Consider the following 26,409-nt stretch of genomic DNA (forward strand, 5'->3'; position numbering starts at 1 on the left):
TCAAGCGCGCAACTGGCCGCCGTCGGCGACCATCACCGTGCCCGTTATGAACGACGCGCGCGGTGAGGCGAGGAAGGTGACGAGATCGGCGATCTCTTCCGGCCTTCCGAGTCGGCGCAGTGCCACTTCGCGCGCGAGCATGTCATCGACGGCGGCCTTGTTTTCCTTGATCTTGCGCGCCCAAGTGCCGTCGGCGGCAAGAATGTTGCCCGGTGCAATCGCGTTGATGCGGATGCCCTCGAGAGCCAGCGGCCGTGCCAGCCCGCGCACGGTGGCATTGAGCGCGGCCTTGGCGGCCGAATACGTCACAGGTGCGCCCAGCGCGGCCAGGCCGCAGATCGAGGAGATGCAGACGATCGCACGTTCGCCGTTGCCGCGGGCCATAATTGGCCGCGCCGCCTCGATCATGTTGGTCGTCGCGAACAGATTGAGCGACATGACCCGCGACCACTCGGCGGCGGTTTCGCCGCCCGGGGGTACGGATGCCCCGCTACCGACATTGCAAACGAGAATGTCAATGCCGCCCCATTGGGTCTCGACATCGCGCGCGAGCGCATGCGCGGAAGCGGGATCGGTTACATCGGCCGCATGACAGGAGGTCTGGCCGCCCATGTCCCGGCTCGCCGCCTTGAGCCCGTCGAGCCCGCGTGCCGCGAGCGCGACCTTTGCGCCCTCTACAGCCAGCGCGGTCGCTATCGCAAGACCAATGCCGCGGCTGGCGCCGGCGACGAGGGCAACGCGGTTCTCGAGTTCGAGCTTCATCGACGCGCCGCCTCGAGCCAGCCGATGGTCATGTCGCGATAGCGCGCCAGGGCTCCCGCATGGTCGCCGTCGACGGCGCGCGCCGTCTGCAGAATATATTGGCCGGCATATCCGGATTGCTCGATCATGCGGATCGCCTTTGCCAGATCGGCCGCCCCCGTACCAAGCGGCACCGTGGTTCCGCCGCGCACGCGATCCTTAACGTGCACATTGAGGATGCGCGGTGCATAGGCGGCGATCTCGTCCGCACTGTCATGGCCGAGCGAAGCGCTGTTACCGATGTCGTAGTTGATGCCGAAGGTTTCGTTCGGCAACCTGCCGATGAATTGCGCAAGTCTTGCGGGCGGCAGGTCGGATTCGAACACGATCTTCACGCCCTGGCCGGCCAGCGAGGATTGGCGAGCGAGCAGAACACGGAGCAACGTCTCCTCCTCATCGGCGGTCTCAATCTTGCCGTTGTCGACCAACGGGATCACGATGAATTCGATGCCGAGCGCGGTACAGGACGCGATCACCAGGTCGAGGTCATCGATAAGTGTCGCTTGCGCGCGACCAGTTTCCTTCCAGAACGGTGCCTGCATGAAGCAGTCGCCGGTCAGGCTTCGAATGCGCAAGCCGTTGGTGCGCGAAACGTCGAGGATGTCCTTCTGTCCGGCTCCGGTCGTCAGCGGATTCTGACGCAGCCGATCCTGGTCGATGGTCCATTCCATCCGCGTCAGACCGAGTGCCTTGGCGCGTGGAAATTCCTCCCGCCATTCCTCCCATGGGAAGGCCTGGATCTTGCCGTCGACCGGGGCCGACAACCGTCCCTGCATAAAGCCGATACGTTGAAGCGGTGAGGTCACGATGTTCCGTCCGTGCTGATGGCGAGCCCCTTGGCGGTCCAGCCGCCGTCGACGAACAGCTCCTGTCCGGTGACGTAGGCCGATGCCGGGGACGCGAGGAAGATCGCAGCGCCGACCAGATCGTCCGGTTGACCCCAGCGTCCAAGCATCGTGTGTCGGCGGCGGTCCTCGTGCATCGCGGGATCCGCATAGCTTCCGGCCGTCATGTCGGTTGCGACGTAACCAGGCGCCAGGGCATTGACGCGGATGCCGTCGCGCGCACAGTCGCCCGCCAGCGCGCGCGTCAAGCCGGCCAAGCCCGCTTTGGCGGCGACATAGCCGGGATTGCCGGGGAAGCCGCGTACGGAGTTGATGCTGGTGACGTTGATGATCGATCCGCCGCCCGTCTGCTTCAGCAGCGGGTAGGCGGCCAGGATCGTCGCGTAGACAGCCGTGAGATCGGTTGCCAGGGTGGCGCGGAAGCGCTGCAACTCGTCGGTTGCGCCGGCCGGCAGGCTGATGCCGGCGGCGTTGACGAGCACGTCGAGCCGGCCGGTCGTCTTCGCGACACAGTCGAATGCGCGCCCGATTGCCGCATCGTCAGCGAGGTCGCAAGCGATCGCCGTGACGCCTTGTGGCGCCACGCCGGAGCGGCTGAGGCCGAACACCGTTGCCCCCGCTGCGACGAGGCCGGCCGCGATCGCACCGCCAATTCCGCGCGAGGCGCCGGTGACGAGTGCGCATTTGCCTTGAAGCGAGAATGCGTCGAGGTCAGGCATAGCCATAGCTGCGCATGATTGCCGCACACAGTTTCACGTCTTCAGTCCGGTCAATCTGGAACATTTTGTGACGTTCCATCACGTGCATCCCGATCCGGCCGCCAAGGCGGTTCTGTTGCTCGCGCAAGAGCGAGGGGATGAACACGTAGAATGAGCCGTTCTCGAGATATCGCTTCTCGATCTGCTGGCGCATGCGGCGGTTGTGGAAGTCGTAATTGATCGGCTCGGGACCGTCGGCACCCATGCGCCAGTTGAAGTAATCCTCGACTTCGCAGACCGAGAGCAGGCTGTCGAGCTTCTCGCGCTCGAAGGTATCCAGTGCCTTCTCGATGTCACTGGATTCGCGGATCGGTGACGTCGCCTGCAGTGCGACGACGCGCTCGTAGGGCTGGCGCTTGCCGTCGAGCGCCTCGAGCGCATGCAGCCAGGCCGATTCCGAGGAGGCGAGATCTCCGGAGATATCATTGGGACGCCGTACGCCGACAGCGCCAGCCGTCTCCGCTACGGAGAGGATGGCGTCGCTGTCGGAGGAGACCGCGACGAGATCGACACCCCGCGCGGCCGCGGCCTGCATCACGGTCCAGGCGAGCAGTGGCTTGCCGCAGATGTCGATCAGGTTCTTGTTCGGGATGCCCTTGGATCCGCCGCGCGCAGCGATCACGGCGAGCGTGCGCTTTACCTTGCCCTCGCTCATACGCGACCCTCGAGACGCTCGAGCGCCGTCCAGAAGCCTTCGCCCATGTTCTTGTGCCCCTGCCAGATCTCCGGGATGAATGAGGCGCCGGGTGCATGCTTACGCAGAACGGCACCGACCTCGTCGAAGTCGATTTCGCCTTCGCCGACCTGCAGGCCTTCGCCGTCGAGCCCCTTGGCATCGCCGAAGTGCAGGTGCGCGGTGTGCGGGCCGAGCTGCGCCAGGCCTTCGGCGAAGTCGAAGCCGAAATGATTGGCGGCAAGCTTGGTGTGGGAGATATCGACGCACATCCGTAAGTTATGGTTCGCGCAGAATGCAGCGGACTCCTCCGGAAAGATGAAGATGTTCTGGTGGCGCTGGCCGCCAAAATGCCAGGGGAAGGGCGCCATGGTCTGCGGGATCAGCTCCACGCCGTCCATGTCGAGTTCCTTCAGACTTGCCGCAAAGATGCGGTAACGCTCGGCCTTTTCCCCCGGCGGCAACGGTTCGTCCATGGTGAAGCCGCCGATATTGGCGACGATCGGCGGCCGCTGGGTTCTCGGGAAGAATTTCTTCAGACCGCGAGTGATGTCGATCACGGCTTGCGTCTGCTCCAGCGAGTAGCGGCGCAGGGCCTCGTCCGGGGTCGCGAGATCCATCAGCTTGCTGCCGGCAAATAGCTCAGGCGCATGCACCACGAAGCCGAGATCGTAGGTGCCGGAGAGATAGGCCGCCGGATCGCGCTCCATATCGCTGTAGCTGAGATGGAATTCGATGATGTCCGGCTGGCAAATCTCGAGGAAGCGCTCAGTGTCGTGGTAGCGCACCGGCACGCCCCAGGGCCGATCGAAGCGATAGCGCCGCGCCTGCGCAGTCCCCTCGTCGAGGTCGCTCTGGAAGAAATAGTCGTCGGCCGACATCCTGCGGGCGATGCGCCTGCCGATCAGCGCCGGCATCTTCAGTGGCGACAGGCCCTGGCCCGGGCTCTTGACCGCGACGTCGGCGTCAGAGATGACCGTTCCGGCGGCGATGTCGCGCGCCGCGACCAGGCTCTTGGCGAGATTTTCTCGGTTGATCAGCTCGCCCTGGCTCAGCGCCCGCTCGGCGAGCTTCTCGCCACGCGCCGCTTCGACCTCACGGATGCCGGTTACCAGCGCCTTGAACTCGTCGGGCTCGAGGCTTGCCGCGTGGTCAGGGCCTTCCATATCCCGGTCGAGCGTGATGTGACGTTCGATCACGACGGCTCCGAGCGCCACCGCGCCGATCGACACCGCGATTCCACGCTCGTGGCCGGAATAGCCGACCAAGGGATGGATCTCGCGCAGCGTTTCCATGAAACGCAGGTGAATGTTGTGGAGCGCGGCAGGGTAGGTGCTCTGGCAGTGCAGCAGCACGTAGTTCGCCGCGCGCTCGTCGAGGAAGCCTGCGGCAGTCCTGATCTCTTCGGTTGTGCTCATGCCGGTCGAGACGATCAGCGCCTTGCCGGTCGCCGCGAGAGTTGCGAGCAGCGGCAGATTGGTCAGGTCGGCGGACGCGACCTTGTATGCCTCGACGCCAAAGCTTTCGAGCACCGCGACGCTCGCCGCGTCCCAGGGCGTGCACAGATACGCGATCCCCCTGGAAGCGCAGTAGTCGGCGATGCGGCGCTGCTGGTCCGTGGTCAGCTCGAAACGACGCAGCAGGTCGAGCGTGTATTCGACCGCGAGATCGTCGTCCTTTCCGGAGAGTGATGAAGCGCGATAGACCTCGTCGAGCTTGCGCATCTGGAATTTTGCACAATCGGCCCCCGCGGCGACCGCCGCGTCGACCAGCGCGATGGCGCGGTCGAAGTTGCCGTTGTGGTTGTTGCCCACCTCCGCGATGAGGTAGCACGGCTCTCCATTGCCGACGATGCGGGTGCCGATGCGGACTGCGGCAGCTTGCTTGGTCGAATTCATCAGCACTTTCTCGATCTATGATGTCACGGTCGCCGGAAGCCGCGATTTCCAGGTTCTGAGCCCGTTCTCTTCGAATGCGATACGCGAGCAGCGCAGGCCCCTTTGTTCCAGCGCAGCGATCAGCGGGTATCGTTCGAACGGCCGAACGAAGAAGATAAAGTATCCGCCGCCGCCGGCGCCGAGCAGCTTGCCGCCGACCGCGCCGTTCGCCTTGGCGTGATCGTAGATTCCATCCAGTTCGATCGAGCTGATCTTGGAACTCAGCTTACGCTTGGCGTGCCAGGCCTGGTCGATCAGCCGGCCGCATTCGAGAAGCTGACCGCGCAGCAAGTGATGGCGGATCTCGCGCGTCACTTCCTTCTGCTCGGCCGCCGCGGCCACCGCATCACTGCTCCGGTGCTGCTCCTTTTGGTCGCGATGCACAGAGCCAGAGTCGTGATTTAGGCCGGTGTAGCAGAGCACCAGGCTCTCCTCGAGCTCGGCCACGATGTTGGGGTCGAGACGAAGCGGGACGATGGTGTTCTGCTCGGAGGAGAACTCCATGTGATTGAAGCCGCCGAACACGGTCGCATACTGGTCCTGCCATCCGCCGGGAATGTTCAGCATGAGTCGCTCGGCCTGGAAAGCCATCTCCGCGATTTCATGTCGGTCCCACTGATCGCTGCGGAATTCGTTGAAGCAGCCGATAATTGCCGACGACACCACCGCCGAGCCGCCAAGGCCGGAGCCAACCGGGAAGTCCGCCGACACGTCGAGATCGAATCCATAGGCCGGCTTGATCAGACGAACGACCGACTTGATCAAAGCCAGCTCGCCATCGCTGCCGAGGCTGGCAAGATTATCGGCTTCGATACGGCGGCGGAAGTCGTGCGAATAGATCCGGATGCGGCTGTCGTTGCGCCGCCGCAGCGTGGCATGTGCGTACATTGCGATTGTTGCATTGATGACCGCGCCTCCATTGTCGACGAAGTAATGTGTGAGGTCGGTGCCGCCGCCCGAGAAGCTGATGCGCACCGGAGAGCGCGCGCGTGCGAACACTTCGCTCTCTTCGGACAGGCTGAAGAGGTCGCGGCTGAAAACGTCGACCAACCGCTGGTCCGGGTCGAGGATGGGGACGACGTGCACCCGCTGGTCGAGCAATTTGAGGATCTGCTCGCGCGGCGCGCCGGCGCGGGCCCAGACGAAGTCTCTGTTGACGCAGCTGGCGACCGGGGTGCTGATGGGGATACCGGTCAAAAGCCGCCGGCGGATGTCGCCGTCCGTCAGCGCACCCACAATCCGCCCCTTGCCATCTTCGGCGAAGAGGATGCCGATCCTGTTGGCGTTGAGGCGGCGGAAGGCCTCCTCAATCGTTTCCGTCTCTACAATCGTGAGATGGCTCTTGTCTGCCAATGTCATGATCCAAAAAGGGGAGGGAATTCCAGCCCTTACCCCGATGGGGAGCCGCCCGAGAACGCCTCATTTTGCGGAATTCGCTAGATACGGCAGGGGGCCGGATCATGCAAGTTTCCCCTGGGCTGTCCGCACACGTTAGTGGACCATGGTCGTTGGCGCGCATGCCCCGCCAATGGTCACCGCGGAACTAACGTGGTCATCCGCTCCCCGAATGTGGCTTCCCACGTGCAGACCGCTCAGCTTGTGCACGATCGCCGGGCCGCGGGCGGCTATCGACCGTGGGCTGTCCGTCCAAAATTTCGCGAACATCGCCACGCCAGAGGCGATCGTGTTGGTCTCGGGTCTTGGGGGGCCGCGACGGTGCCAACTCATTCCCACCGTGCCTGTCTGGCTATCCCGACGCCTTGCGTTGCGCCGAGTTTTGCTAGTATTGGGACGGTGGTCGTTGCCGTTCATGTAGTGCCGGCTTCGACCTTCGGCCCGCCGCACTGCGATAACCGGTCGTCGATCCAGCATCTTGAAGGCTCTGCATGATCAGATTTGGCCTGCTTGGTTGTGGGCGTATCTCCAAGCGTCACTCCGACCTATTGGGTGGTGGTCATATTGAAGGTGCGAGCCTCGTTGCGGTCTGCGATCCGGATCGCGCGCGCGCCGACGCGATCGCCGGAAAGTTCGGGGTTCCGGCGCATTACGACACGAACGAGTTTCTCGCGCGCAGGGACATCGATGCTGTTGCGGTGCTGACGCCGAGCGGTTTGCATCCAGTGCATGTGATCGCTTGCGCCCGGGCCGGCAAGCACGTCGTGGTCGAGAAACCGATGGCGCTGCGACTGCAGGACGCCGACGACATGATCCGCGCCTGCGATCATGCCGGCGTAAAGATGTTCGTCGTCAAGCAAAACCGCTTCAACGTGCCCGTGGTCAAGGCGCGCGAGGCGCTTGACGCCGGCCGGTTTGGCAGACTCATCCTGGGCACCGTGCGCGTGCGCTGGTGCCGCGATCAGGCCTATTACGACCAGGACGACTGGCGCGGCACCTGGGCCTATGACGGCGGCGTGCTGACCAACCAGGCAAGCCACCATGTCGACATGCTGGAGTGGTTCTTCGGCGACGTCGTCAGCGTGCATGCGCGCGGGATGACGGCGCTCGCAAAGATCGAGACCGAGGATACGGCGGTCGCGACGCTGAAATTCCGCAACGGCGCACTTGGGATCATCGAGGCGACCACGGCCGCGCGGCCGACCGACCTCGAAGGCTCGCTCTCGATCCTCGGCGAGAAGGGCACCGTCGAGATCTCCGGCTTCGCGGTCAACCAGATCCGGCACTGGCGCTTCGTCGACGAGTTGCCCTCGGATAAGGACGTGGTCGAGAAGTTTTCGGTCAACCCGCCGAATGTGTATGGTTTCGGCCATCAGGCCTATTATCACCACGTGGTCGATTGCCTGGAGAACCAGCGCTCGGCGCTGGTCGACGGCCTCGAAGGCCGCAAGAGCCTTGAGCTGATCTCGGCGCTTTATGAATCGATCGAGACCGGTGCGGAGGTGTCGCTGCGCTTCACGCCGCGCCTCAGCAGATTGGGTGTGGTCTCGTGAACAGGCCCGACATCCATCAGGCCGGCGTGCGCGACGTCGAATTCGGCGCCGGCGTCAGGATCGTTGAGCCCTGCAATCTCTACGGCTGCAAGATCGGTAACGATTGCTTCGTCGGCCCCTTCACCGAGATCCAAAAGGGCGTGGTGGTCGGCGCGCGCACCCGCGTGCAGTCGCACGCCTTCATCTGCGAACTGGTGACGATCGGCGATGATTGCTTCATCGGCCATGGCGTGATGTTCGTCAACGATACATTTTCGACCGGCGGCCCGGCGCGCGGCCGCCGCGAATTGTGGCGTGAGACCAGGATCGGAAACCGGGTGTCGATCGGCTCCAACGCCACGATCATGCCGGTAAAGATCGTCGATGACGTCGTGATCGGTGCCGGCTCGGTCGTGACAAAGGATATCACGACGCCCGGCACCTATGCCGGCAATCCGGCACGCCGGCTGTTGGGCGGGCAATAGGAGAGCGCGACCGATGGCGGTGCCGTTTGCGGATCTGCAACTGCAGTATCAGACCATCAAGGACGAGATCGACCGTGCGATCGCCGCCGTGATCCGCGACAACGCCTTCATCCGCGGCAGCTATGTCGATGCCTTCGAGCGGGAGTTTGCCGAGGCCGCGGAAGTGTCGCATTGCGTCTCCTGCGCCAACGGAACCGATGCGCTCTATCTCGCCATGACAGCCTTGAAGGTGAAGCCGGGCGACGAGGTGATCACCACGGCGCATTCCTGGATATCGACGTCGGCCATGATCACCCATGCGGGCGCGACCGTCGTGTTCTGCGACACAGACGGATCGACGTTCACGATCGATCCAGCGGCGATCGAGGCCGCGGTCACCCCGCGCACCGTCGGCATCATTCCGGTGCATCTCTACGGCCAGCCCGCCGACATGGACGCGATCATGGCGATCGCGAGGAAGCAAAAGCTCTGGGTGATCGAGGATTGCGCCCAGGCGCATCTTGCGCGCTACAGGGGCCGGATGGTTGGAACGTTCGGTGACGCCGCGACCTATTCGTTCTACCCGGGCAAGAATCTTGGTGCGATGGGCGATGCCGGCGCAGTCGTCACCAATGACGCTGGTCTCGCCGAGCATATGACCATGCTGGCGCGGCATGGCGGGCTGGTGAAACACCAGCATCGTATCGAAGGCATCAACAGCAGGCTCGATGGCATGCAGGCCGCGATCCTGTCGGCCAAGCTGCCGCATCTCGCCGCCTGGACCAACGCGCGCCAGCACGCCGCGACAGTCTATGACGCTGGCCTCAACCAGATCGAGGAGGTCGTGGTACCCGAACTCGCGCCGGAACGGCGCCACGTCTATCATCTCTACACGATCAGGCATCCGCGCCGCGATGCGTTGGCGGCGCATCTGAATGCCAATGGCGTGCAGGCCGCGATCAACTATCCGACCGCATTGCCATTCCTCGCGGCCTATGAGCGCTTCGGCCATCGACCCGAGCAATTCCCAAACGCCTATCGCGACCAGGGCAGGATTCTTTCGCTGCCGATGTTCGCTGAAATCACGCGGCAGCAACAGGACGAGGTAATCGACCTCGTTCGAAGGTTCTAAGCGAAATCCTCAGCGATCGTCGGTAATCACCTTGCCGTCGTTCGGCAGCACGCCTGCGCCGACAAGTTCGACATTGCCACCGAGCTTCGTTACCGCGCGCAGGCTCGCCGCGACGCTGTCACGCAGCGCGTCGTTGGCCGATACGGCCTCCGCCTTCAGCGTCATCACATCGGTTTCGCCCGCGCGTGTGACCACCAGGCGCAGCCGCCCGAGTTCAGGATGACGCTTGCCGATCTCTGCGATCTGCTCGGGGCGCACGAACATGCCCTTGACCTTGGTGGTCTGGTCCGCGCGGCCCATCCAGCCCTTGATCCGCATATTGGTGCGTCCGCATGGGCTCTTGCCCGGCAATGCCGCCGTGAGGTCGCCCAATGCGAGGCGAATCCATGGGTGGTGCGGGTCGAGCGAACTGACGACGATCTCGCCGATATCGCCCGGCGCTACCGGGTCACCGGTACCGGGTTTGACGATCTCGAGGATCAAATCCTCATTGACGGTCATGCCCTGGCGCGCTTGCGTTTCGAACGCGATCATGCCGAGATCGGCCGTCCCGAAGGCCTGATAGGCCTCAATGCCGCGCGACTGCATCTCCTCCTGCAGCGATTTCGGAAACGCCGCGCCGGAGACCAGCGCGCGCTTGATTGAGGAGACGTCCCGACCGGTGGTCGCGGCAGCGTCGAGCAGGATTTTCAGGAAATCCGGCGTTCCACTGTAGGCGATCGGGCGGTAGGCCTCGATCAGCTCGAACTGCTGGTCGGTATTGCCGGGTCCGGCCGGGATGACTGCGCAGCCGAGTGCTCGCGCGGAGGCGTCGAAGATGAAGCCACCGGGGGTGAGGTGGTAGCTGAATGTATTCAGCACCACATCGCCGGGTCGAAAGCCAGCAGCGAACAATGCGCGCGCGCCCCGCCAAGGATCAGCCTGGGTGCCCTCAGGCTCGAATATCGGTCCGGGTGAGGTGAACAGGCGGGCGAACGAACCGGGCGCGTCCGCGACAAAGCCGCCAAACGGCGGGGCTGCCTGGTGCAGGGCCGGAAGTTCCGACTTGCGCAGCAAGGGCAGGCGCGCCAGCGCGTCCCGGCCGGTGACCGAGTCGGGATCGACGCCTTTGAGCCGCTCGGCATAGGCCGGAGCTGCCATGGCCCTGCGCAGCGCGTGCGGCAGTCGAGCGAACAGGGATGCCTCCCGCTCTGCGGGATCGCGCGTCTCAAGAGGGTCGTAATGCTCGGTCATGGCGGATCCTTGGGGAAGTTCGCGCTGGTTGCGCGCCGTCTTGCGCGTGCTATCAGACGGCGAGCACTGGTGTTGGGATTGTTCCAGGGAACACAATGGCTGAAGCAGAAAGCGTCGCGGCGGACGAAGTCGCCGAGGTCGTCGCAAGATTGAAGCGCCGCATGATCGACCACGCGCTGCCGCTGTGGTCGACCGTAGGCTGGGACGGCAAGGCCGGCGGATTCATTGACCGGCTCCATCAGGACGGCAGCGCCGATCCGGACGCGCCGCGCCGCGTGTTCGTGCAGGCGCGGCAGATCTATTGCTACGCCAAGGCGGCGCAGATGGGCTGGTATCCGCAAGGAAGAGCGATCGCGCTGAAAGCGCTGGAATACCTGCTTGCCAAGGCCAAGGCGCCGGACGGCCGGCCGGGCTATGTTCACAGGCTGACGCCGGAGGGTGGCGTGCTCGATCCGCTGCGCGACTCCTACGACCACGCCTTCGTGCTGTTTGCGCTGGCGGCTGCCTACGGCCTTGATCGGGACGCGCAGGTCCGCGCCGAGATCGACGCGTTGCTGTCGTTCCTGGATACACAGCTTCGCTCGCCCCATGGTGGTTTCCTCGAGGGGCTGCCGCCGTCGATGCCGCGCCGGCAGAATCCGCACATGCACCTGTTCGAGGCGATGATCGCATGCTTCGACGCCACCCATGATCTGTCGTTCCAGAATCGCGCCGGGGAGTTCTTCGCGCTGTTCCTCGCCAACCTCTACGACAAGCAGAAGCATGTGCTCGGCGAATATTTCGAGGAGGATTGGTCGAAGATCCAGCCGGTCAGCGTCGAGCCGGGTCATCAGGCGGAGTGGGTCTGGCTGCTGAAGGGGTTTGAGCGCATCACCGGATGCCCGACAGCGCGCCCGCGCGGTGAACTGCTCGTGTCGGCGCTGCGCTATCGCGACGAGGCTACCGGCTGCCTGGTCGATGAAGGTGACACCGAAGGCAACATCCGCCGCCATACGCGGCGGCTGTGGCCGCAGACCGAGATCGCGAAGGCGTGGATTGCTCAGGCCGAGGCGGGCGAGGCCGGCGCCGCGGACGAAGCGCGCGCGGCGCTGGTGCGCCTGGAGCGGCACTATCTCAGCCATCCCGTGGCGGGCGGCTGGTTCGATCAGTTCGACCGCAACGGCAAGTCGCTGGTCGCCACGATCCCTGCATCGTCGTTCTATCATGTTCTCTGCGCGGTCACTGAAGCGGAACAGGTGCTTGGCTGAGCGGACTCGGTTGTTTTGACGCCTTCTCGCGCGGACCGTCTCCACGCCGCTTGAAAACGCCATGCGCTCAGAGCCAACGCTTGCGCCGCTTGAAGCTCTTCAGGTTCTTGAAACTCTTGCGCTGGTCGCCGGCGCCACCAAGATAGAATTCCTTGACGTCCTCGTTATCGCGGAGTTCGTCGGCGGAGCCGTCGAGCACGACCTTGCCCTGTTCCATGATGTAGCCGTGGCTCGCGACTGAAAGCGCTGCACGCGCATTCTGCTCGACCAGCAGGATCGTCACGCCGAGGTCGCGGTTGATCTCCTGGATGATGGCGAATACTTCCTTCACCAGCAGTGGCGACAGCCCCATTGACGGCTCGTCCATCAAGATCATCTTCGGGCGCGCCATCAGCGCACGGCCGATTGCAAGCATCTGCTGCTCGCCGCCAGAGAGATAACCGGCAAGTCCCGTGCGCTCCTTGAGCCGCGGGAAGTACCTGAAGACCATGTCGATGTCGTCGGAGACCTCGCTGTCGCGGCGGGTAAAGGCGCCGAGTCGCAAATTCTCCAGCGACGTCATGTCGGCGACGATGCGACGGCCCTCCATTACCTGAAAGATGCCGCGACGGACGATCTTGTCGGGATCGATACCGTTGATGCGCTCGCCCTCGAACAGGATCTCGCCGCGCGTGACTTCGCCATCCTCGGTCTTGAGGAGGCCCGAGATCGCCTTCAGCGTCGTTGACTTGCCCGCACCGTTGGCGCCGAGCAGTGCCACGATCGCGCCCTTGGGCACTCCGAGGCTCAGGCCGCGCAGCACCAGGATGACGTCGTCATAGACGACCTCAATGTTATTGACGCTGAGCAGCGGCGGTGGGGGAACGGCGCTCGGGACCGGGTGCGTTGCTTCGAGGGTTTGGGTCATGTTGCTGCATCATTTGGTTCGCTTCGTCATGCCCGGCCTTGTGCCGGGCATCCACGTCTTGGTGCGCAGTGAACGTGAGACGTGGATGGCCGGAACAAGCCCGGCCATGACGTCCGTCGGCGGAATTACCACCCAAACCATTCCGGTTTGCGCGGCAGTTCGACCGTCTTCACCTTCTCGAGCTTGATCGTGCCCTTGGCCATCAGGTCGTTGAGGTCACCGTCGGTCGGACCCGACACTTTCGAGCGATAGAGGTCGACCTTGAGCGTGCCGCGGTGATCCTTGTCGGTCCAGGTCGAGGGATTGCAGACGCCCTCCATCCCGGCCGGCACCCAGTCCTTCTTCTGGTAAAAGCCCTTGGCAACGTTCTCGCCGGTCGTGCCGCCGTTCTTCGCAGCCCAGTCGAGCGCTTCCTTCAGGTACAACGCGCTGCAGACCGCCGCGATGTAATGCACCGGGCGGTACACCTTACCCGACGGGTCGGACATCTTGGAGATTTCCATCAAGGTCTTCATGCCGGGCGCGTTGCCGCCCCAGCTCACGGCGGTGCGCAACGGGAAGATCACGCCGTCGGCGGCGTCGCCGGCGGTCTTCGCGGCGTTCTCGTCCATGCCCCAGACGTTACCGAGGAACTGGATGTCGACGCCGGCGGTCTTGCACGCCTTCATGACGGAGATGTTCGAGGCGGCGGTGTTGCCGAGATAGGCATAATTGGCACCGGAACTCTTGAGGCTCAGGCATTGCGCCGAATAGTCGCCGGGCGCGAGTGCGAACACCAGCGGCGGCAATACCTCGAAGCCGAGCTCGGTCGCCATCGCTTCGCCGGCGGCCTTCGGCGCGTTCGGGTAGGGATGGTTGGCGCCCATATGGACGAACTTCGGCTTGCCGGTCTTGCCCTTGGCCTTCCAATCCTCAGCCGCCCAGGTCAGCATCGCGCGCATCGCGTCCGAATAGCTCGGACCGTAGAAGAAATTGTACGGCGCAGGCTTGGCCTTGCCGCTGGTGCCTTCGGGATCGGTCAGCGCGGCGGCGTAGGAGCCGGAGATATCCGGGATCTTGTCCTGCGCAAGGAAGCCGGTCAGCGCTTCGGTATCGGCAGTACCCCAGCCCATGATTGCCGCGACCTTGTTGTCGGGCGCCGACCACTTCTTGTACAGCGCGATCGCGCGGGGCACCTGGTAGCCATAGTCATTGCTGTCGACACTGAGCTGCTTGCCGCCGATGCCGCCGTTCTTGTTGACCCAGGCGAAGGTGTCGGCGACGCCTTGCCCATAGGGCGTGCCGACATCGGACGTGCCGCCCGAGAGATCCTGGAGATGGCCGATCGCAATCTGGGCTTGCGCGGTGACGGATGCGCTGCCGATCAGCAGCGCAAGGGAGACCGAGCTCAAAAGGGATCTAATCGTCATTGGGTTGTTTCCTCCTGCTATTCGTTGATGCCGATTGTTTAGGTCCCGTCCCAGCCTCAGTGCGAGAACGGGTAGAGTTTCCAATAGGTCTTGATCTGCCGCCACCGATGCGCAAGCCCGTCCGGCTCGAACATCAGGAAGCCGATGATGATCAGGCCGATAGCGATCTCGCGCAGGAAGGTGATGTTGTTGTTGAGCTGCAGCGCCTTGTCGATCGCGCCGCCCTTCAGCCAGGCGCTCAGCCATTCCATCGATTCCGGCAGCAGTACCACGAACGCCGTGCCCATCAGCGTGCCCATGACAGATCCGGTGCCGCCGATGATAATCATGGCCAGGAACAGCACCGAACGTTCGATGCCGAATCCCTCCTGAGAGACGACGAGCTGGTAGTGCGCGTACAGTGCGCCGGCGATACCCGCGAAGAAGGCTGCCAGGCCGAACGAGAGCGTGCGGTACTTGGTGAGGTTGATGCCCATGATCTCGGCGGAAAGATAATGGTCGCGGATCGCGACCAGCGCGCGGCCGTCGCGCGTGCGCATCAGGTTGGTGACGAGAAGGCAGCTGATCACGACATAGGCCAGCACGACGTAGAAATACTGCCGATCGCCACGCAAGGTGTAGCCGAAGATCGAGAATGGCTCGGCGCTCGCCGGTACCGAGCCCCCGGAGAACCATTCGGCGCGCGAGAAGAAATCAAGCAGAATGTACTGCGCGGCGAGGGTTGCGATCACGAGATAAAGGCCCTTCAGCCGCGCCGCCGGAACGCCGAAGATCAGCCCGACCAGGGCGGTGATCAGGCCGGCGAGAGGGATCGCGAAGAACACCGGAATCGGCGCGTTGTTGGAGATATAGGCCGAGGTGAAGGCGCCAAGCAGGAAGAACGCCGCGTGGCCGATCGAGATCTGCCCGGTGAAGCCGACGAGGATGTTGAGGCCAAGCGCCGCGATCGCGAAGATGCCGATCTGGATCGAGATGCTGAGCCAGTAGTTGGTCAGCACCAGCGGCGCGAAGCAGGCCAGTACGATGCCGAGAATCGCGAAATTGCGGCTGGTCACTGTCGGAAAGATCGTGGTGTCCGCCGCGTAGGTGGTGCGGAAGTCGCCGGACGGAATGAGGGTGCGCGTCGCCATGGATCAGACCCGCTCAATGTCTTTGGTGCCGAACAGGCCGTAGGGCTTGATCATGAGGATGATGATCAGGACGTAGAACGGCGCGATTTCGTAGAGATTGCCCCAGTGCAGATACTGGCTGTCGACATACTGGGCCACGTTCTCGAGCAGGCCGATGATGATACCGCCGAGCACCGCGCCGCCGACAGAGTCGAGGCCACCGAGGATCGCGGCGGGAAACACCTTGATGCCGTAGGCGGAAAGGCCGGAAGACACGCCGTTGACGACGGCAACCACTACCCCCGCGACCGCCGAAACCGTGGCGGAGATCGCCCAGGCCATCGCAAACACGCTTTTCACGGAAATGCCGAGCGACTGCGCAACCTGCTGGTTGAAGGCGGTGGCGCGCATCGCAAGTCCGTACTTTGAGGCGCGGAAGAACCAGGCCATGCCGACCATCATGGCGAGCGACACCACGAGGCTCATGACATAGACGGTCTGGATTTGCAGGCCAAACAGGTTGAGCGACTGGCTCTGGAATACGCGCGGGAATGGTTGCGGATTTACGCCAAAGATCCACTTCAGCGCCGCCTGCAACACCGTCGACAGGCCGATCGTGACCATGATGACGGAGATGATGGGCTCACCGATCATCGGGCGCAGGATCACCACCTGGATCGCGATGCCGAAGACGAACATGAACACCAGCGTAACAGGCATGCCGATCCAGAACGGCACCTCATATTTGGTGAGCAGCGCCCAGCACACCCAGGCGCCGACGAGCAGCAGCTCCCCCTGCGCGAAGTTCACGACCTGCGTCGCTTTGTAGATCAATACGAACGACATGGCGACCACGCCGTAGAGTGTGCCGACCACGAGGCCATTGATGATGAGCTGGATGAGGAAGGCGCTGTTCATGTGCTATGCTGAACCCTGCTGAACCTTTCGCCTCTCCCCGCGAGCCGGGCGAGGTGAAAACCGGCGCGCACCGTGGAGGGTTTCATTCCGCCGCCTCCGCGGTCACGGCGCGGCCGAGATCGACCACCTGCAGCGTCGTCCGCACCCGCTGAGTCGTGCCGTCCTGGAAGCGGATCACGGTGTCGACGGGGATATTGGCGCGGCCGCGATAGATCGCGTCGATGATGTCGGCGTATTTCTCGTTGATGACGCCGCGGCGGACTTTCCGCGTCCGGGTCAGTTCGCCGTCGTCGGCGTCGAGCTCCTTGTAGAGCAGCAGAAAGCGCGTGATGCGCTGCGCGGGCGGCAGCGTGGCGTTGACGGTCTCGACTTCCTTCTTGAGAAGCGCATAGACCTCGGGGCGCGAGGAGAGGTCGGTATAGGTCGTGAACGAGATCCGGTTCTTCTCTGCCCATTTGGAGATGATCGAGTAACGAATGCAGATGATCGATGCGAGCGCGTCGCGGCCGGCACCAAGCACAACGGCCTCCGCGACATAGGGCGAGAACTTCAGCTTGTTCTCGATGTATTGCGGGGAGAATCGATCGCCGCGCGACGTCTCGGCGAGATCCTTGATGCGGTCGATTACCACAAGCTGATGGTTCTCATTGTAGTAGCCGGCATCGCCCGAATGCATCCAGCCGTCCCTGATGTCAGCCTTGGAGGCTTCGGGGTTCTTGTAATAGCCGACGAACATATTGGGGTGGCGCACCACGATCTCGCCGACGCCGTTGACGTCCGGGTTGTCGATGCGAATCTCGATATCATCCGCCATCGCGACGCCGGTGGTGTCGGGGTCGACCTTGCCTTCGGGGTGCAATGTATAGGCGCCGAGCAATTCGGTCTGACCGTACAGCGTGCGCAGCGGCACGCCCATGGCCCGGAAGAATTTGAAGGTGTCGGGTCCGAGCGCCGCGCCGCCGGTCGCGGCCGAGCGGAGCCGGGTGAAGCCGAGCCGGTCGCGCAACGCGCGGAACAGGAGCTGGTCGGCGAACATCGAACGCTTGCCCTCGGCAAGCGCGGCAAGCCCGGTCCTCATGCCGAGATCATAGAGCTTCTGCTTGAGCGGCGAGGCATCCATCACGCCGGCGCGCACGTCGGCGGCGATCGATTCCCAGACGCGCGGCGCGAACAGCACGAAGGTGGGCGCGATCTCTCGGAAATCGTTCATCATGGTGTCGGGTTCTTCGACGAAGTTGACCTTCATCCGGCTGAGCAGTCCTTTGCCCAGCGCATAGACCTGTTCCATGATCCAGGGCAGCGGCAGCACCGAGACATATTCGTCGTCCGGGCCCTTGGGATCGAAGGCGAGATAGGTCGCGCAATGTCGCAACACCCGCCCTGCCGCCAGCATCGCAAGCTTCGGGTTGGCCGTCGTGCCGGAGGTCGTGCAAAGGATCGCGACGTCCTCGCCGCGGGTCTCGTCGACCAGCCGGTCGTAGAGGCCGGGTTCGCGCGCGGCGCGCTCGCGGCCCATTGCGGTGAGCTTGCTCGCCTCCATCAGCCGCGCGTCGTCGTATTTCCGCATACCGCGCGGATCGGAATAGACGATGTGTTTGAGGTTGGGCACGCGGTCAGCAAGACCGAGCAGCTTGTCGACCTGTTCCTCGTCTTCGGCAAAAACCAACTTGGCTTCGCCATAACTCAGGAGATAGGCCGCTTCCTCGTCCAGCACATCACGATAGAGCCCGAGGCTCATCGCGCCGATCGCATGGCTGGCGATCTCGGCGGCGACCCAGTCCGGACGGTTGTCGCCGATGATGCCGACGACGTCGCCACGGCCAAGCCCGAGCTCGATCATGCCGAGGGCAAAATCGTGGGTGCGGGTATGGTAATCGTTCCAGGTGAATTCGCGCCACAAGCCAAGGTCTTTTTCACGCAGCGCGATCTCGTTACCATGCTCCTTGGCGTTAAGGCGCAGCATCTTGGGGTAAGTGTCGGCCTGCGCGGCGCGTCCGGCATAGTCCATCATGCGGCGCTCTCCGTCACCGCAGGCTTGTCGTCGGGATCGACCAGCACCTCATCCTCTTCACCAAGATAGGCGCGCTTGACGTGGGGATCGGCGAGCACAGCCGCCGGATCGCCCTCGGCGATCTTGCGGCCAAAATCGAGCACCATGACGCGGTGGGAGATGTCCATCACGACGCCCATGTCGTGCTCGATCATCATCACGGTCATGCCGAACTCTTCGTTGAGGTCGACGATGTAGCGCGCCATGTCTTCCTTCTCTTCGAAGTTCATCCCGGCCATCGGCTCGTCGAGCAGGATCAACTGCGGCTCCAGCGCCATCGCGCGCGCGAGTTCCACGCGCTTGCGCAGGCCGTAGGGCAGGGTGCCCGCGGTCGCCTTGCGGACCGATTGCAGGTCGAGAAAGTCGATGATCTCCTCGACCTTGTGGCGATGCTTCAGCTCCTCACGACGTGCGCCAGTGAGCCAGTACAGCGATCCGGTGATGAAATTGTTCTTCAGGAGGTGGTGGCGGCCGACCATGATGTTGTCGAGCACGCTCATATGATGGAACAGCGCGAGGTTCTGGAATGTGCGGCCAATGCCGAGCGCGGGTCGCGCGTTCGGATTGAGGCCGGTGATGTCCTTGCCGCGGTAAAACAGCTGGCCTTCGGTCGGCTTGTAGCGTCCGGAGATGCAGTTGACGATCGAGGTCTTGCCGGCGCCGTTCGGGCCTATGATCGAGAACAATTCGCCTTCTTTGACGGCAAAGCTCACTTCGGTCAGCGCGCGGACGCCACCAAAGCGCAGCGAAACCCCGCGCACCTCCAGACTGTGAGCCACCCTGTTCCCTCCAGATACGGCGCTTGGCGCGCTCTTTATCTACCGCTTGAAAATTACCACCGCGATCCTGCACCGATCTTACATGGGCCGCCGTGGGTAGACCATCCGACTGATGATTGCCGATCGGGCGGCGCCCGCCCCGATCACCAAGCTTGTGCGTTGTAACGCCGCACCCCTTCAGATCGGCCCTCTCGTCTGCCTCCAGCGGCTGTTGGGAATCGCGGGCGGCGCTTGAGCGAGGTGGTTCTCATTAGGGGAAAGCGATAGGTTGAAATGTCATGTGCCCGACAATTGGTCAGTAAGTTTCGTTGGCATTCCACGCTGCCTGCTTCTGAGGATGGCCTGTTGTTGCGGTGCAATATGCTTGACTATGGAAGCCCTCGATAGCGTCATGATTGCTGGTGATTACCTGAAGCGCATCGCGGCCTGGTCGCGTGAGCTGAGCGATGAGGAAATCGAGATCGCGCGCGCCGGCATCTCCGAGAAAACCTATCGCGCCAACGAATTCATCTTCATGCGCGGCGACAATTTCCAGTACTGGACCGGCATCGTCACCGGATTGGCGCGCATGGGCATTGTGTCGCGCGGCGGCAAGGCTGCAAGCTTCGCCGGCCTCACCGCGGGCGCCTGGTTCGGCGAGGGCACCGTGCTCAAGAACGAGGCGCGGCGCTATGACGTCGTGGCGCTGCGTGACACGCGTCTTGCGATGATGGACCGCCGGACCTTCGTATGGCTGTTCGAGAACAGCGTTGGCTTCAACCGTTTCCTGGTCGGCCAGCTCAACGAGCGGCTTGGGCAGTTCATCGCACTGCTCGAATATGGCCGCACGCTGGATGCGACCGCGCGGCTCGCGCGTTCGATCGCCTCGCTGTTCAATCCGATTCTCTATCCCGATCTCACGTTGCATCTGGAAATCACCCAGGAGGAGATCGGAGCGCTATCCGGCATCTCCCGGCAGAACGCCAATCAATGCCTGAAGCGGCTGCAAAAGGAGGGACTGCTCAGGCTCGAATATGGCGGGGTGACCATCATCGACCTCGACCGGCTTCGCCATTATGGCGAGTGAGGGGTTCGGGGCGGCTCACGCCCTGCCGCCAGCTCCTAAATCGCTGATTTCAAAAATATTATGTCATTAGACTTGCCACGGGTCGGATGCTACAGACCGGCGCGGTTTGGGATCGCGCCGTGGTCGCGCGCTCTGGAGACGACATGGCAGTTCAGGATTCGAAACGACGCGTTGCGCTGATCACCGGCGTCACCGGGCAGGACGGGGCCTATCTCGCCGAATATCTGCTCGGCCTCGGCTACACCGTGCACGGGGTCAAGCGCCGCTCGTCGTCGTTCAACACGGCGCGGGTCGACCATCTTTATCATGACCGGCATGAAGGCAACGTGCCGTTTCTGATGCACTACGGCGACATGACCGATTCCACCAATTTGATCCGCCTGATGCAGCAGATCCGGCCGACCGAGATCTACAATCTCGCCGCGCAGAGCCACGTCGCGGTCAGCTTCGAGAGTGCGGAATACACCGCGAACGCCGACGCGATCGGCGTGCTGCGCCTCTTGGAGGCGATCCGCATCCTCGGGATGGAGAAGGAGACGCGATTCTATCAGGCCTCCACCTCGGAGCTCTATGGCCTTGTCCAGGAGGTGCCGCAGAAGGAGACGACGCCCTTCTATCCGCGCTCGCCCTATGGCGTGGCCAAGCTCTACGGCTACTGGATCACGGTGAACTACCGCGAGGCTTACGGCATGTTCGCCTGCAACGGCATCCTGTTCAACCACGAGAGCCCGATCCGCGGCGAGACGTTCGTGACGCGCAAGATCACGCGTGGCGTCGCCCGAATCGAGGCGGGCCTGGAGGACAGGCTCTATCTCGGCAATCTCGAAGCCAAGCGCGACTGGGGTCATGCCCGCGACTATGTCGAGGGCATGCACAAGATCCTGCAGGCCGAGGTGCCCGAGGACTATGTACTGGCGACCGGCGAGACGCGCTCCGTGCGCGAGTTTGTCGAGGTCGCATTTGCCGAGGTTGGCCGCACGATCGAATGGCGCGGCAAGGGCGTCGAGGAGATCGGCGTGGACCGGAAATCCGGCAAGACCGTGGTGCAGGTCGATCCGACCTATTTCCGCCCGACCGAGGTCGATCTCCTGATTGGCGACGCGAGCAAGGCCCGCGCCAAGCTCGGCTGGAAGCCGAAGACGCCGTTTGCGCAACTGGTGAAAGAAATGGTCGTAAGCGATCTCGCCGAGGCCAGACAGGACGCCGCCAATGGCAAGCGCACCGTTTGAGCTGAAGGGAAAGACGGTCTTTGTGGCTGGCCATCGCGGCATGGTTGGGTCGGCGCTAATGCGCCGGCTCGATCGCGAGGACACGAAACTCCTGACGGCCTCGCGGAGCGAGCTTGATCTGTGCGACCAGGCCGCGGTGAACGCATGGTTTGCCGCGAACCGGCCGCAGGTGGTGTTCCTCGCCGCCGCGAAGGTCGGCGGCATCGTCGCCAACAACACGCTGCGCGCCGAATTCCTCTACGACAACCTCGCGATTGCCACCAACGTGATCCAGGCTGCCCATGCCAACGGATGCAAAAAGCTGATGTTCTTCGGCTCCTCCTGCATCTATCCGCGACTGGCGGCGCAGCCGCTGCGAGAGGATTCGATGCTGACCGGCCCGCTCGAGCGGACCAACGAGCCCTATGCGATCGCGAAGATCGCCGGCATCAAGATGGCGGAAGCCTATCGCAGCCAATACGGCGCCGATTTCATCAGCGTGATGCCGACCAACCTCTACGGTCCCGGCGACAATTATCATCCCGAATACAGCCACGTCGTGGCGGCGCTGATCCGACGCTTTCACGAGGCCAAGCTGTCGGGCGCGACAAATGTCGCGGTATGGGGCACCGGTACGCCGCGGCGCGAATTCCTCTATGTCGACGATCTCGCCGACGCATGCGTCCACCTGATGAAGACCTATTCGGCGCCGGAGCTGGTCAATATCGGCACCGGCGAGGACATCGCCATCGCCGAGTTCGCGCGGGTCGTCGCGGCGACCGTCGGCTATCGCGGCGAGATCAGCTTCGACACCTCGCGGCCCGACGGCACCCCGCGCAAGCTGCTGGATGTCAGCCGTCTGGCCAGCCTCGGCTGGCGCGCACGAACCTCGCTCGATGACGGCATCAAGCTCGCCTATCAGGCATATCTGAACGAGACGAAGCGGCCGGCGGAGTAGAATTGGGCTGCCGCCAATTCGTCATTGCGAGCGCAGCGAAGCAATCCATCTCACCACTCGGGGAGAGAGAAAGAGTGGATTGCTTCGTCGCTTCGGCGCAAAAATTGCGCTGCAATTTTGTCGCGAGCTCCCCGCAACTACTTCGCGGCCCGCGGCGGGTTCTTCGACAGTGCCACTGCCATCGCAGATATCAGCGGCCGCATGAAGAAGGCGTCTTCGGCGGGATAGATGTCCGTGCGCAGCCCATGGGACTTGAGTTCGTCCGATACCGCCGGTCCGACGGAAGCGATCGGCGTGCGCTCGAATCCCTGCCGTAGCCGGTCCTCGCAGCCGCGCGCCCGCGCGACCTCGATCAGGCGGCGAACCTGGCCGAGGTTGGTCAGCGCGATCGCGTCGATGCGGCCAGCGGCCATCTCGTCGATCGCGCTAACGATATTGGTGTCGGCGGCCTGCGCGTCGTAGACGTATGGCAGCACGGTATCGACCTCGGCACCCTGCGCCTTGATCACGCCGACCAGCGTGCCGTGATCCTTGTCCGGATAGAGCTGCAGGCCGATGCGGTGACCTCCGAGGTCGAGCTTCGACAGCATCTCGGCGACACCTTCGGAAGTCGGCTTCTCCGTCGTCATCTGCGGCTCCAGCCCGATCTCGCGGAGCGCCCGGCCGGGCTTGGGGCCGCGGGCGAATTTGCGCGCCTTGGCGAGGCAGCCGACGAACTCAGTCTCGGAGCCGATGCGCCGTGCCACCTTCATGATGCGGCGCAGGCCTTCGCCGGTCATCAGAACCAGGTCGTCGAGTGGATGTTCGATCGCGCGACGAATCCACGCCTCGATCGGCGCCGGGTCGGGCGCGTCGTGGATGGTGAACATCGGGCATTGCAGCACATCCGCGCCCTGCTCGGCGAGCAGGCGGGAGAACTGCGCTTCCTCGCGCGTTTCCAGGATCAGGATGCGGTAGCCATTCAGCCGGTCTGCCATGATGGTGCTCTAACAAACATTGCGGTCATTGTTCGATTTGAGCCCTGCGACGGGATTGGCGCAAGGGCGCGGGCGATGATAGACGAGGGCCGAAAATTCGCGGTTCCGCCTGTCTGCTCGAGTTCCGGTCAATCCAATGTCCGACCACCAATTCGTTCTTACCCTGTCCTGTCCGGATCGCCCGGGGATCGTCTCCGCGGTGTCGACCTTCCTCGCCCATAACGGGCAGAACATTCTCGACGCCCAGCAATTCGGCGATATCGAGACCAACAAATTCTTCATGCGCGTGGTCTTCACCGCCGCCGATCTCGCGGTCGAATTGTCCGCGCTGCAAACCGGCTTTGCCGCGATCGCCGAGCGCTTCGGCATGCAATGGCAGATGCGCGACCGTGCCAGCCGGCGCCGCGTGATGCTGTTGGTGTCCAAGTCGGATCACTGCCTGGTCGACATCCTCTATCGCTGGCGCATCGGCGAACTGGAAATGATCCCGACCGCCATCGTCTCCAACCATCCACGCGAGACCTATGGTTCGCTCGATTTCGGCGATATCCCATTCCACCATATGCCGGTAACCGGGGAGACCAAGCGTCAGCAGGAGGACGCGGTGTGGAAATTGGTCGAGGACACAAGGACTGATCTCGTGGTGCTGGCGCGCTACATGCAGATCCTGTCCGATGAGATGTCGGCGCGGCTGTCCGGCCGCTGCATTAACATCCATCACTCGTTCCTGCCGGGCTTCAAGGGCGCCAAACCCTATCACCAGGCGCACGAGCGCGGCGTCAAGCTGATCGGCGCCACCGCACATTACGTCACGAGCGATCTCGACGAGGGTCCGATCATCGACCAGGACGTCGAGCGCATCAGCCATCGCGATACGCCCGAGGATCTCGTCCGCAAGGGACGCGATATCGAGCGCCGCGTGCTGGCGCGCGCGATTCGCTACCATCTCGCCGATCGCGTCATCCTGAACGGCCGCAAGACCGTGGTGTTCGTTGATTAACGAGCCGGGTCCCGTGAGGCCGGCGCCGGAGCGGGTTTGGCGTCATCGCCGCGTTCGGACGCCGGCATCAGGCGCTTGCGCTCCCGCTCTTTCATGAACTCGTCGTACTTTGCGGTGCCGGGACGCGGCGGGGCGTCCGCCGGCAGGCCACCGGCCCAGGCGGGAATCACGTCGCCGACGCCCCCCGCCAGCTTTTCATTGATCGTGCCGCATCCGCCTAGCGCGGACGCCGCGAGTACGACGGCGGCCATGACGAGGATATGGCGAATACTGATCGGCATTGGCGGAGGGTACGGTCCCATTCCTTAAGGATCATGGATTACGCCGCGGTCCTTCGACCCCAATTGTGCTTCTTTATTGACAGGGCCGTTTCATTTGTACAATCGTACAAATCATACGGGTCGAACAGACCGCGGTCCTTGGATCACGCGGGAATCAGCGCTCATGGACGTCGAATTTGGTATGACGATTTGGTATTTTGATACCATGTCGCCAATGACCGGATCACTCGCGTTGCGCGAGACACGCCCATCGTCCGATTGACAACAGGGCGACGGAAGACGCCATGTCGCGTTGCGGCTTGGCCGTGAAACTTGTGGATTAAGGTGAGGCAAGGGCCGGGGACTCGGCTCGATACAGAGAAGCGGAAGAGGGAGAAGATGTTCATGTTCAATCGTCGCACCATGTTGTTGTGGGCGACCACGACGGCCGCCGTCGCGGGGCTGTGCGTCGCCGCGCCGGCACGCGCGGAAGATACCGTGAAGATTGGTTTGATCCTGCCGATGACCGGCGGCCAGGCGTCGACAGGCAAGCAGATCGACAACGCGATCAAGCTTTATATGCAGCAGAAGGGCGATACCGTCGCCGGCAAGAAAATCGAGGTCATCCTGAAGGATGACGCAGCGGTGCCCGACAATACCAAGCGCCTGGCACAGGAACTGATCGTCAACGACAAGGTCAATTTCATCGCGGGCTTCGGCGTGACGCCGGCCGCACTTGCGGCGGCGCCGCTTGCAACCCAGGCGAAAGTGCCGGAAATCGTAATGGCGGCCGGCACCTCCATCATCACCGAGCGCTCGCCCTATATCGTGCGCACGAGCTTCACGCTTGCGCAATCCTCCACCATCATCGGCGATTGGGCGGTCAAAAACGGCATCAAGAAGGTGGCGACGCTGACCTCCGATTATGCGCCGGGCAATGACGCGCTGACCTTCTTCAAGCAGCACTTCACCGCCGGCGGGGGCGAGATCGTCGAGGAAGTCAAGGTGCCCCTGGCCAATCCCGACTTCGCGCCGTTCCTGCAGCGCATGAAGGACTCGAAGCCTGACGCGATGTTCGTGTTCGTGCCGGCCGGCCAGGGCGGCAATTTCATGAAGCAATATGCCGAGCGCGGCCTCGACAAGACCGGCATCAAGGTGATCGGCCCCGGCGACGTCATGGACGATGACCTGCTCAACAATATGGGCGACGCCGCGCTCGGCGCTGTCACCGCTCATCTCTATTCTGCAGCCCATCCGTCCCAGATGAACAAGGATTTCGTCGCCGCTTACAAGAAGGCGTTCGGCAACCGCCCGGGCTTCATGGCGGTGAGCGGCTACGACGGCATTCATCTGATCTATGAGGCGTTGAAGAAGACGGGCGGCAACACCGACGGCGACAAGCTTGTCGAAGCGATGAAGGGCATGAAGTGGGAGAGCCCGCGCGGCCCGATCTCGATCGATCCGGAAACCCGTGACGTCGTACAGAATATCTATATCCGCAAGGTCGAGAAGGTCGACGGCGAACTCTACAATGTCGAATTCGCGACCTTCGAGGCCGTCAAGGATTCCGGCAAGACCAAGAAGTAACGACGTCGTCATTTCGGAGCACGTGCTCCGCAACGTCATGCCCGGCCAAAAGCGCGACGCGCGCCTTCGTGCAGATGTGCCGGGCATCCACGTCTTTCTTCCCGGCGAGCGAGGAAGACGTGGATGGGCGGGACAAACCCGGCCATGACGGTCGACTTGCCAGG

Annotated in this window: 24 protein-coding genes; 9 read left to right on the forward strand and 15 right to left on the reverse strand. The window is 63.2% G+C overall.

The genetic code is table 11. The features are described from left to right. The 6 genes from JQ553_RS16900 to JQ553_RS16925 are packed head-to-tail and all read right to left on the reverse strand — an operon-like array spanning position 1 to position 6,373. Positions 1-762, reverse strand: coding sequence for an SDR family NAD(P)-dependent oxidoreductase (locus JQ553_RS16900; RefSeq protein WP_212501109.1), 762 nt, complete (start codon positions 760-762; stop codon positions 1-3). After that, the gene (locus JQ553_RS16905; RefSeq protein ID WP_312015156.1) at positions 759-1,607 is read right to left on the reverse strand and encodes a TIM barrel protein; all 849 of its coding nucleotides are present in this window, start codon (positions 1,605-1,607) and stop codon (positions 759-761) included. Before JQ553_RS16905 ends, JQ553_RS16900 begins: the two co-directional genes overlap by 4 nt. Next, positions 1,604-2,365, reverse strand: a complete 762-nt coding sequence (locus JQ553_RS16910) for an SDR family oxidoreductase (RefSeq protein WP_212501110.1) — start codon at positions 2,363-2,365, stop codon at positions 1,604-1,606. Before JQ553_RS16910 ends, JQ553_RS16905 begins: the two co-directional genes overlap by 4 nt. Then, complete coding sequence (locus tag JQ553_RS16915; protein ID WP_212501111.1) at positions 2,358-3,059, reverse strand: acylneuraminate cytidylyltransferase family protein; 702 nt, start codon at positions 3,057-3,059, stop codon at positions 2,358-2,360. Before JQ553_RS16915 ends, JQ553_RS16910 begins: the two co-directional genes overlap by 8 nt. Continuing rightward, positions 3,056-4,975, reverse strand: a complete 1,920-nt coding sequence (locus JQ553_RS16920) for an N-acetylneuraminate synthase family protein (protein WP_249144355.1) — start codon at positions 4,973-4,975, stop codon at positions 3,056-3,058. The genes JQ553_RS16915 and JQ553_RS16920 overlap by 4 nt, the downstream gene beginning before the upstream one ends. A gap of 15 nt (positions 4,976-4,990) precedes the next feature. Further along, a complete protein-coding gene (locus JQ553_RS16925) occupies positions 4,991-6,373 on the reverse strand; it encodes a CBS domain-containing protein (protein ID WP_212501113.1) in 1,383 nt (460 codons plus the stop codon). 527 nt (positions 6,374-6,900) lie between these two features. Between JQ553_RS16925 and JQ553_RS16930 the strand changes: the two genes are divergently transcribed. From JQ553_RS16930 to JQ553_RS16940, 3 genes are read left to right on the forward strand one after another with little or no spacing between them, the layout of a single operon-like run. Then, entirely contained in the window at positions 6,901-7,962 is a 1,062-nt protein-coding gene (locus JQ553_RS16930; RefSeq protein WP_212501114.1) for a Gfo/Idh/MocA family protein, read from the forward strand. Further along, positions 7,959-8,426: an acyltransferase gene (locus JQ553_RS16935; RefSeq protein ID WP_212501115.1), complete on the forward strand. Its 468-nt coding sequence runs from the start codon at positions 7,959-7,961 to the stop codon at positions 8,424-8,426. Before JQ553_RS16930 ends, JQ553_RS16935 begins: the two co-directional genes overlap by 4 nt. 13 nt (positions 8,427-8,439) lie before the next feature. Beyond that, on the forward strand, positions 8,440-9,537 hold the full coding sequence (locus JQ553_RS16940) for a DegT/DnrJ/EryC1/StrS aminotransferase family protein (protein ID WP_212501116.1): 1,098 nt from the start codon (positions 8,440-8,442) through the stop codon (positions 9,535-9,537). A gap of 9 nt (positions 9,538-9,546) precedes the next feature. Here JQ553_RS16940 and JQ553_RS16945 read toward each other — a convergent pair whose 3' ends face one another. After that, positions 9,547-10,770, reverse strand: a complete 1,224-nt coding sequence (locus JQ553_RS16945) for a phenylacetate--CoA ligase family protein (protein ID WP_212501117.1) — start codon at positions 10,768-10,770, stop codon at positions 9,547-9,549. A 95-nt stretch (positions 10,771-10,865) separates the two neighbouring features. Here JQ553_RS16945 and JQ553_RS16950 point away from each other — a divergent pair, with 95 nt between their 5' ends. Continuing rightward, positions 10,866-12,017 carry an AGE family epimerase/isomerase gene (locus tag JQ553_RS16950; RefSeq protein ID WP_212501118.1) on the forward strand — a complete coding sequence of 384 codons (1,152 nt, stop codon included), beginning with the start codon at positions 10,866-10,868 and terminating at the stop codon, positions 12,015-12,017. A 67-nt stretch (positions 12,018-12,084) separates the two neighbouring features. Here the strand turns inward: JQ553_RS16950 and JQ553_RS16955 are convergent, their stop codons facing one another. From JQ553_RS16955 to JQ553_RS16980, 6 genes are all read right to left on the reverse strand, one after another. Next, positions 12,085-12,924 carry an ABC transporter ATP-binding protein gene (locus tag JQ553_RS16955; RefSeq protein WP_212501119.1) on the reverse strand — a complete coding sequence of 280 codons (840 nt, stop codon included), beginning with the start codon at positions 12,922-12,924 and terminating at the stop codon, positions 12,085-12,087. 125 nt (positions 12,925-13,049) lie between these two features. Then, a complete protein-coding gene (locus tag JQ553_RS16960) occupies positions 13,050-14,333 on the reverse strand; it encodes an ABC transporter substrate-binding protein (protein ID WP_212501120.1) in 1,284 nt (427 codons plus the stop codon). Between the two features lie 56 nt (positions 14,334-14,389). Beyond that, on the reverse strand, positions 14,390-15,463 hold the full coding sequence (locus tag JQ553_RS16965; RefSeq protein ID WP_212501121.1) for a branched-chain amino acid ABC transporter permease: 1,074 nt from the start codon (positions 15,461-15,463) through the stop codon (positions 14,390-14,392). A gap of 3 nt (positions 15,464-15,466) precedes the next feature. Next, positions 15,467-16,360 carry a branched-chain amino acid ABC transporter permease gene (locus JQ553_RS16970; protein ID WP_212501122.1) on the reverse strand — a complete coding sequence of 298 codons (894 nt, stop codon included), beginning with the start codon at positions 16,358-16,360 and terminating at the stop codon, positions 15,467-15,469. Between the two features lie 82 nt (positions 16,361-16,442). After that, on the reverse strand, positions 16,443-18,371 hold the full coding sequence (locus tag JQ553_RS16975; RefSeq protein ID WP_212501123.1) for a long-chain fatty acid--CoA ligase: 1,929 nt from the start codon (positions 18,369-18,371) through the stop codon (positions 16,443-16,445). Next, a complete protein-coding gene (locus tag JQ553_RS16980; protein WP_212501124.1) occupies positions 18,368-19,189 on the reverse strand; it encodes an ABC transporter ATP-binding protein in 822 nt (273 codons plus the stop codon). Before JQ553_RS16980 ends, JQ553_RS16975 begins: the two co-directional genes overlap by 4 nt. 391 nt (positions 19,190-19,580) lie before the next feature. On the opposite strand from JQ553_RS16980, the gene JQ553_RS16985 reads away from it, so the two are divergent. The 3 genes from JQ553_RS16985 (at position 19,581) to JQ553_RS16995 (ending at position 22,421) form a co-directional block, all read left to right on the forward strand. Next, positions 19,581-20,255 (forward strand): Crp/Fnr family transcriptional regulator, encoded by a 675-nt coding sequence (locus JQ553_RS16985; RefSeq protein WP_212501125.1) that lies wholly within the window; start codon positions 19,581-19,583, stop codon positions 20,253-20,255. Between the two features lie 143 nt (positions 20,256-20,398). Continuing rightward, the gene (gene gmd, locus JQ553_RS16990) at positions 20,399-21,484 is read left to right on the forward strand and encodes a GDP-mannose 4,6-dehydratase (RefSeq protein ID WP_212501126.1); all 1,086 of its coding nucleotides are present in this window, start codon (positions 20,399-20,401) and stop codon (positions 21,482-21,484) included. Continuing rightward, entirely contained in the window at positions 21,465-22,421 is a 957-nt protein-coding gene (locus JQ553_RS16995) for a GDP-L-fucose synthase (RefSeq protein WP_283817262.1), read from the forward strand. Before gmd ends, JQ553_RS16995 begins: the two co-directional genes overlap by 20 nt. 137 nt (positions 22,422-22,558) lie before the next feature. On the opposite strand, the gene JQ553_RS17000 is transcribed toward JQ553_RS16995, so the two are convergent. Further along, positions 22,559-23,398 carry a uroporphyrinogen-III synthase gene (locus tag JQ553_RS17000; protein WP_212501127.1) on the reverse strand — a complete coding sequence of 280 codons (840 nt, stop codon included), beginning with the start codon at positions 23,396-23,398 and terminating at the stop codon, positions 22,559-22,561. Positions 23,399-23,534: 136 nt separating this feature from the next. Here JQ553_RS17000 and purU point away from each other — a divergent pair, with 136 nt between their 5' ends. Continuing rightward, positions 23,535-24,398: a formyltetrahydrofolate deformylase gene (gene purU, locus JQ553_RS17005; protein ID WP_212501128.1), complete on the forward strand. Its 864-nt coding sequence runs from the start codon at positions 23,535-23,537 to the stop codon at positions 24,396-24,398. On the opposite strand, the gene JQ553_RS17010 is transcribed toward purU, so the two are convergent. Beyond that, positions 24,395-24,679, reverse strand: coding sequence for a hypothetical protein (locus tag JQ553_RS17010; RefSeq protein WP_212501129.1), 285 nt, complete (start codon positions 24,677-24,679; stop codon positions 24,395-24,397). The two genes, purU and JQ553_RS17010, sit on opposite strands and share 4 nt — an antisense overlap. Before the next feature lie 384 nt (positions 24,680-25,063). Here JQ553_RS17010 and JQ553_RS17015 point away from each other — a divergent pair, with 384 nt between their 5' ends. Continuing rightward, positions 25,064-26,245, forward strand: coding sequence for an ABC transporter substrate-binding protein (locus JQ553_RS17015; RefSeq protein WP_212501130.1), 1,182 nt, complete (start codon positions 25,064-25,066; stop codon positions 26,243-26,245). The last annotated feature ends 164 nt before the right edge of the window (positions 26,246-26,409 follow it).

The sequence above is a fragment of the Bradyrhizobium lablabi genome, from assembly GCF_018131005.1.
GTDB lineage: Bacteria > Pseudomonadota > Alphaproteobacteria > Rhizobiales > Xanthobacteraceae > Bradyrhizobium > Bradyrhizobium lablabi_D.

Coding starts and splice junctions, on each gene's coding strand:
- JQ553_RS16900 (WP_212501109.1), bottom strand. CDS start 762: ATGAAGCTCGAACTCGAGAACCGCGTTGCCCTCGTCGCCGGCGCCAGC.
- JQ553_RS16910 (WP_212501110.1), bottom strand. CDS start 2,365: ATGCCTGACCTCGACGCATTCTCGCTTCAAGGCAAATGCGCACTCGTC.
- JQ553_RS16915 (WP_212501111.1), bottom strand. CDS start 3,059: ATGAGCGAGGGCAAGGTAAAGCGCACGCTCGCCGTGATCGCTGCGCGC.
- JQ553_RS16920 (WP_249144355.1), bottom strand. CDS start 4,975: ATGAATTCGACCAAGCAAGCTGCCGCAGTCCGCATCGGCACCCGCATC.
- JQ553_RS16925 (WP_212501113.1), bottom strand. CDS start 6,373: ATGACATTGGCAGACAAGAGCCATCTCACGATTGTAGAGACGGAAACG.
- JQ553_RS16930 (WP_212501114.1), top strand. CDS start 6,901: ATGATCAGATTTGGCCTGCTTGGTTGTGGGCGTATCTCCAAGCGTCAC.
- JQ553_RS16940 (WP_212501116.1), top strand. CDS start 8,440: ATGGCGGTGCCGTTTGCGGATCTGCAACTGCAGTATCAGACCATCAAG.
- JQ553_RS16945 (WP_212501117.1), bottom strand. CDS start 10,770: ATGACCGAGCATTACGACCCTCTTGAGACGCGCGATCCCGCAGAGCGG.
- JQ553_RS16950 (WP_212501118.1), top strand. CDS start 10,866: ATGGCTGAAGCAGAAAGCGTCGCGGCGGACGAAGTCGCCGAGGTCGTC.
- JQ553_RS16955 (WP_212501119.1), bottom strand. CDS start 12,924: ATGACCCAAACCCTCGAAGCAACGCACCCGGTCCCGAGCGCCGTTCCC.
- JQ553_RS16960 (WP_212501120.1), bottom strand. CDS start 14,333: ATGACGATTAGATCCCTTTTGAGCTCGGTCTCCCTTGCGCTGCTGATC.
- JQ553_RS16965 (WP_212501121.1), bottom strand. CDS start 15,463: ATGGCGACGCGCACCCTCATTCCGTCCGGCGACTTCCGCACCACCTAC.
- JQ553_RS16970 (WP_212501122.1), bottom strand. CDS start 16,360: ATGAACAGCGCCTTCCTCATCCAGCTCATCATCAATGGCCTCGTGGTC.
- JQ553_RS16975 (WP_212501123.1), bottom strand. CDS start 18,371: ATGATGGACTATGCCGGACGCGCCGCGCAGGCCGACACTTACCCCAAG.
- JQ553_RS16985 (WP_212501125.1), top strand. CDS start 19,581: ATGATTGCTGGTGATTACCTGAAGCGCATCGCGGCCTGGTCGCGTGAG.
- gmd (WP_212501126.1), top strand. CDS start 20,399: ATGGCAGTTCAGGATTCGAAACGACGCGTTGCGCTGATCACCGGCGTC.
- JQ553_RS16995 (WP_283817262.1), top strand. CDS start 21,465: ATGGCAAGCGCACCGTTTGAGCTGAAGGGAAAGACGGTCTTTGTGGCT.
- JQ553_RS17000 (WP_212501127.1), bottom strand. CDS start 23,398: ATGGCAGACCGGCTGAATGGCTACCGCATCCTGATCCTGGAAACGCGC.
- purU (WP_212501128.1), top strand. CDS start 23,535: ATGTCCGACCACCAATTCGTTCTTACCCTGTCCTGTCCGGATCGCCCG.
- JQ553_RS17010 (WP_212501129.1), bottom strand. CDS start 24,679: ATGCCGATCAGTATTCGCCATATCCTCGTCATGGCCGCCGTCGTACTC.
- JQ553_RS17015 (WP_212501130.1), top strand. CDS start 25,064: ATGTTCAATCGTCGCACCATGTTGTTGTGGGCGACCACGACGGCCGCC.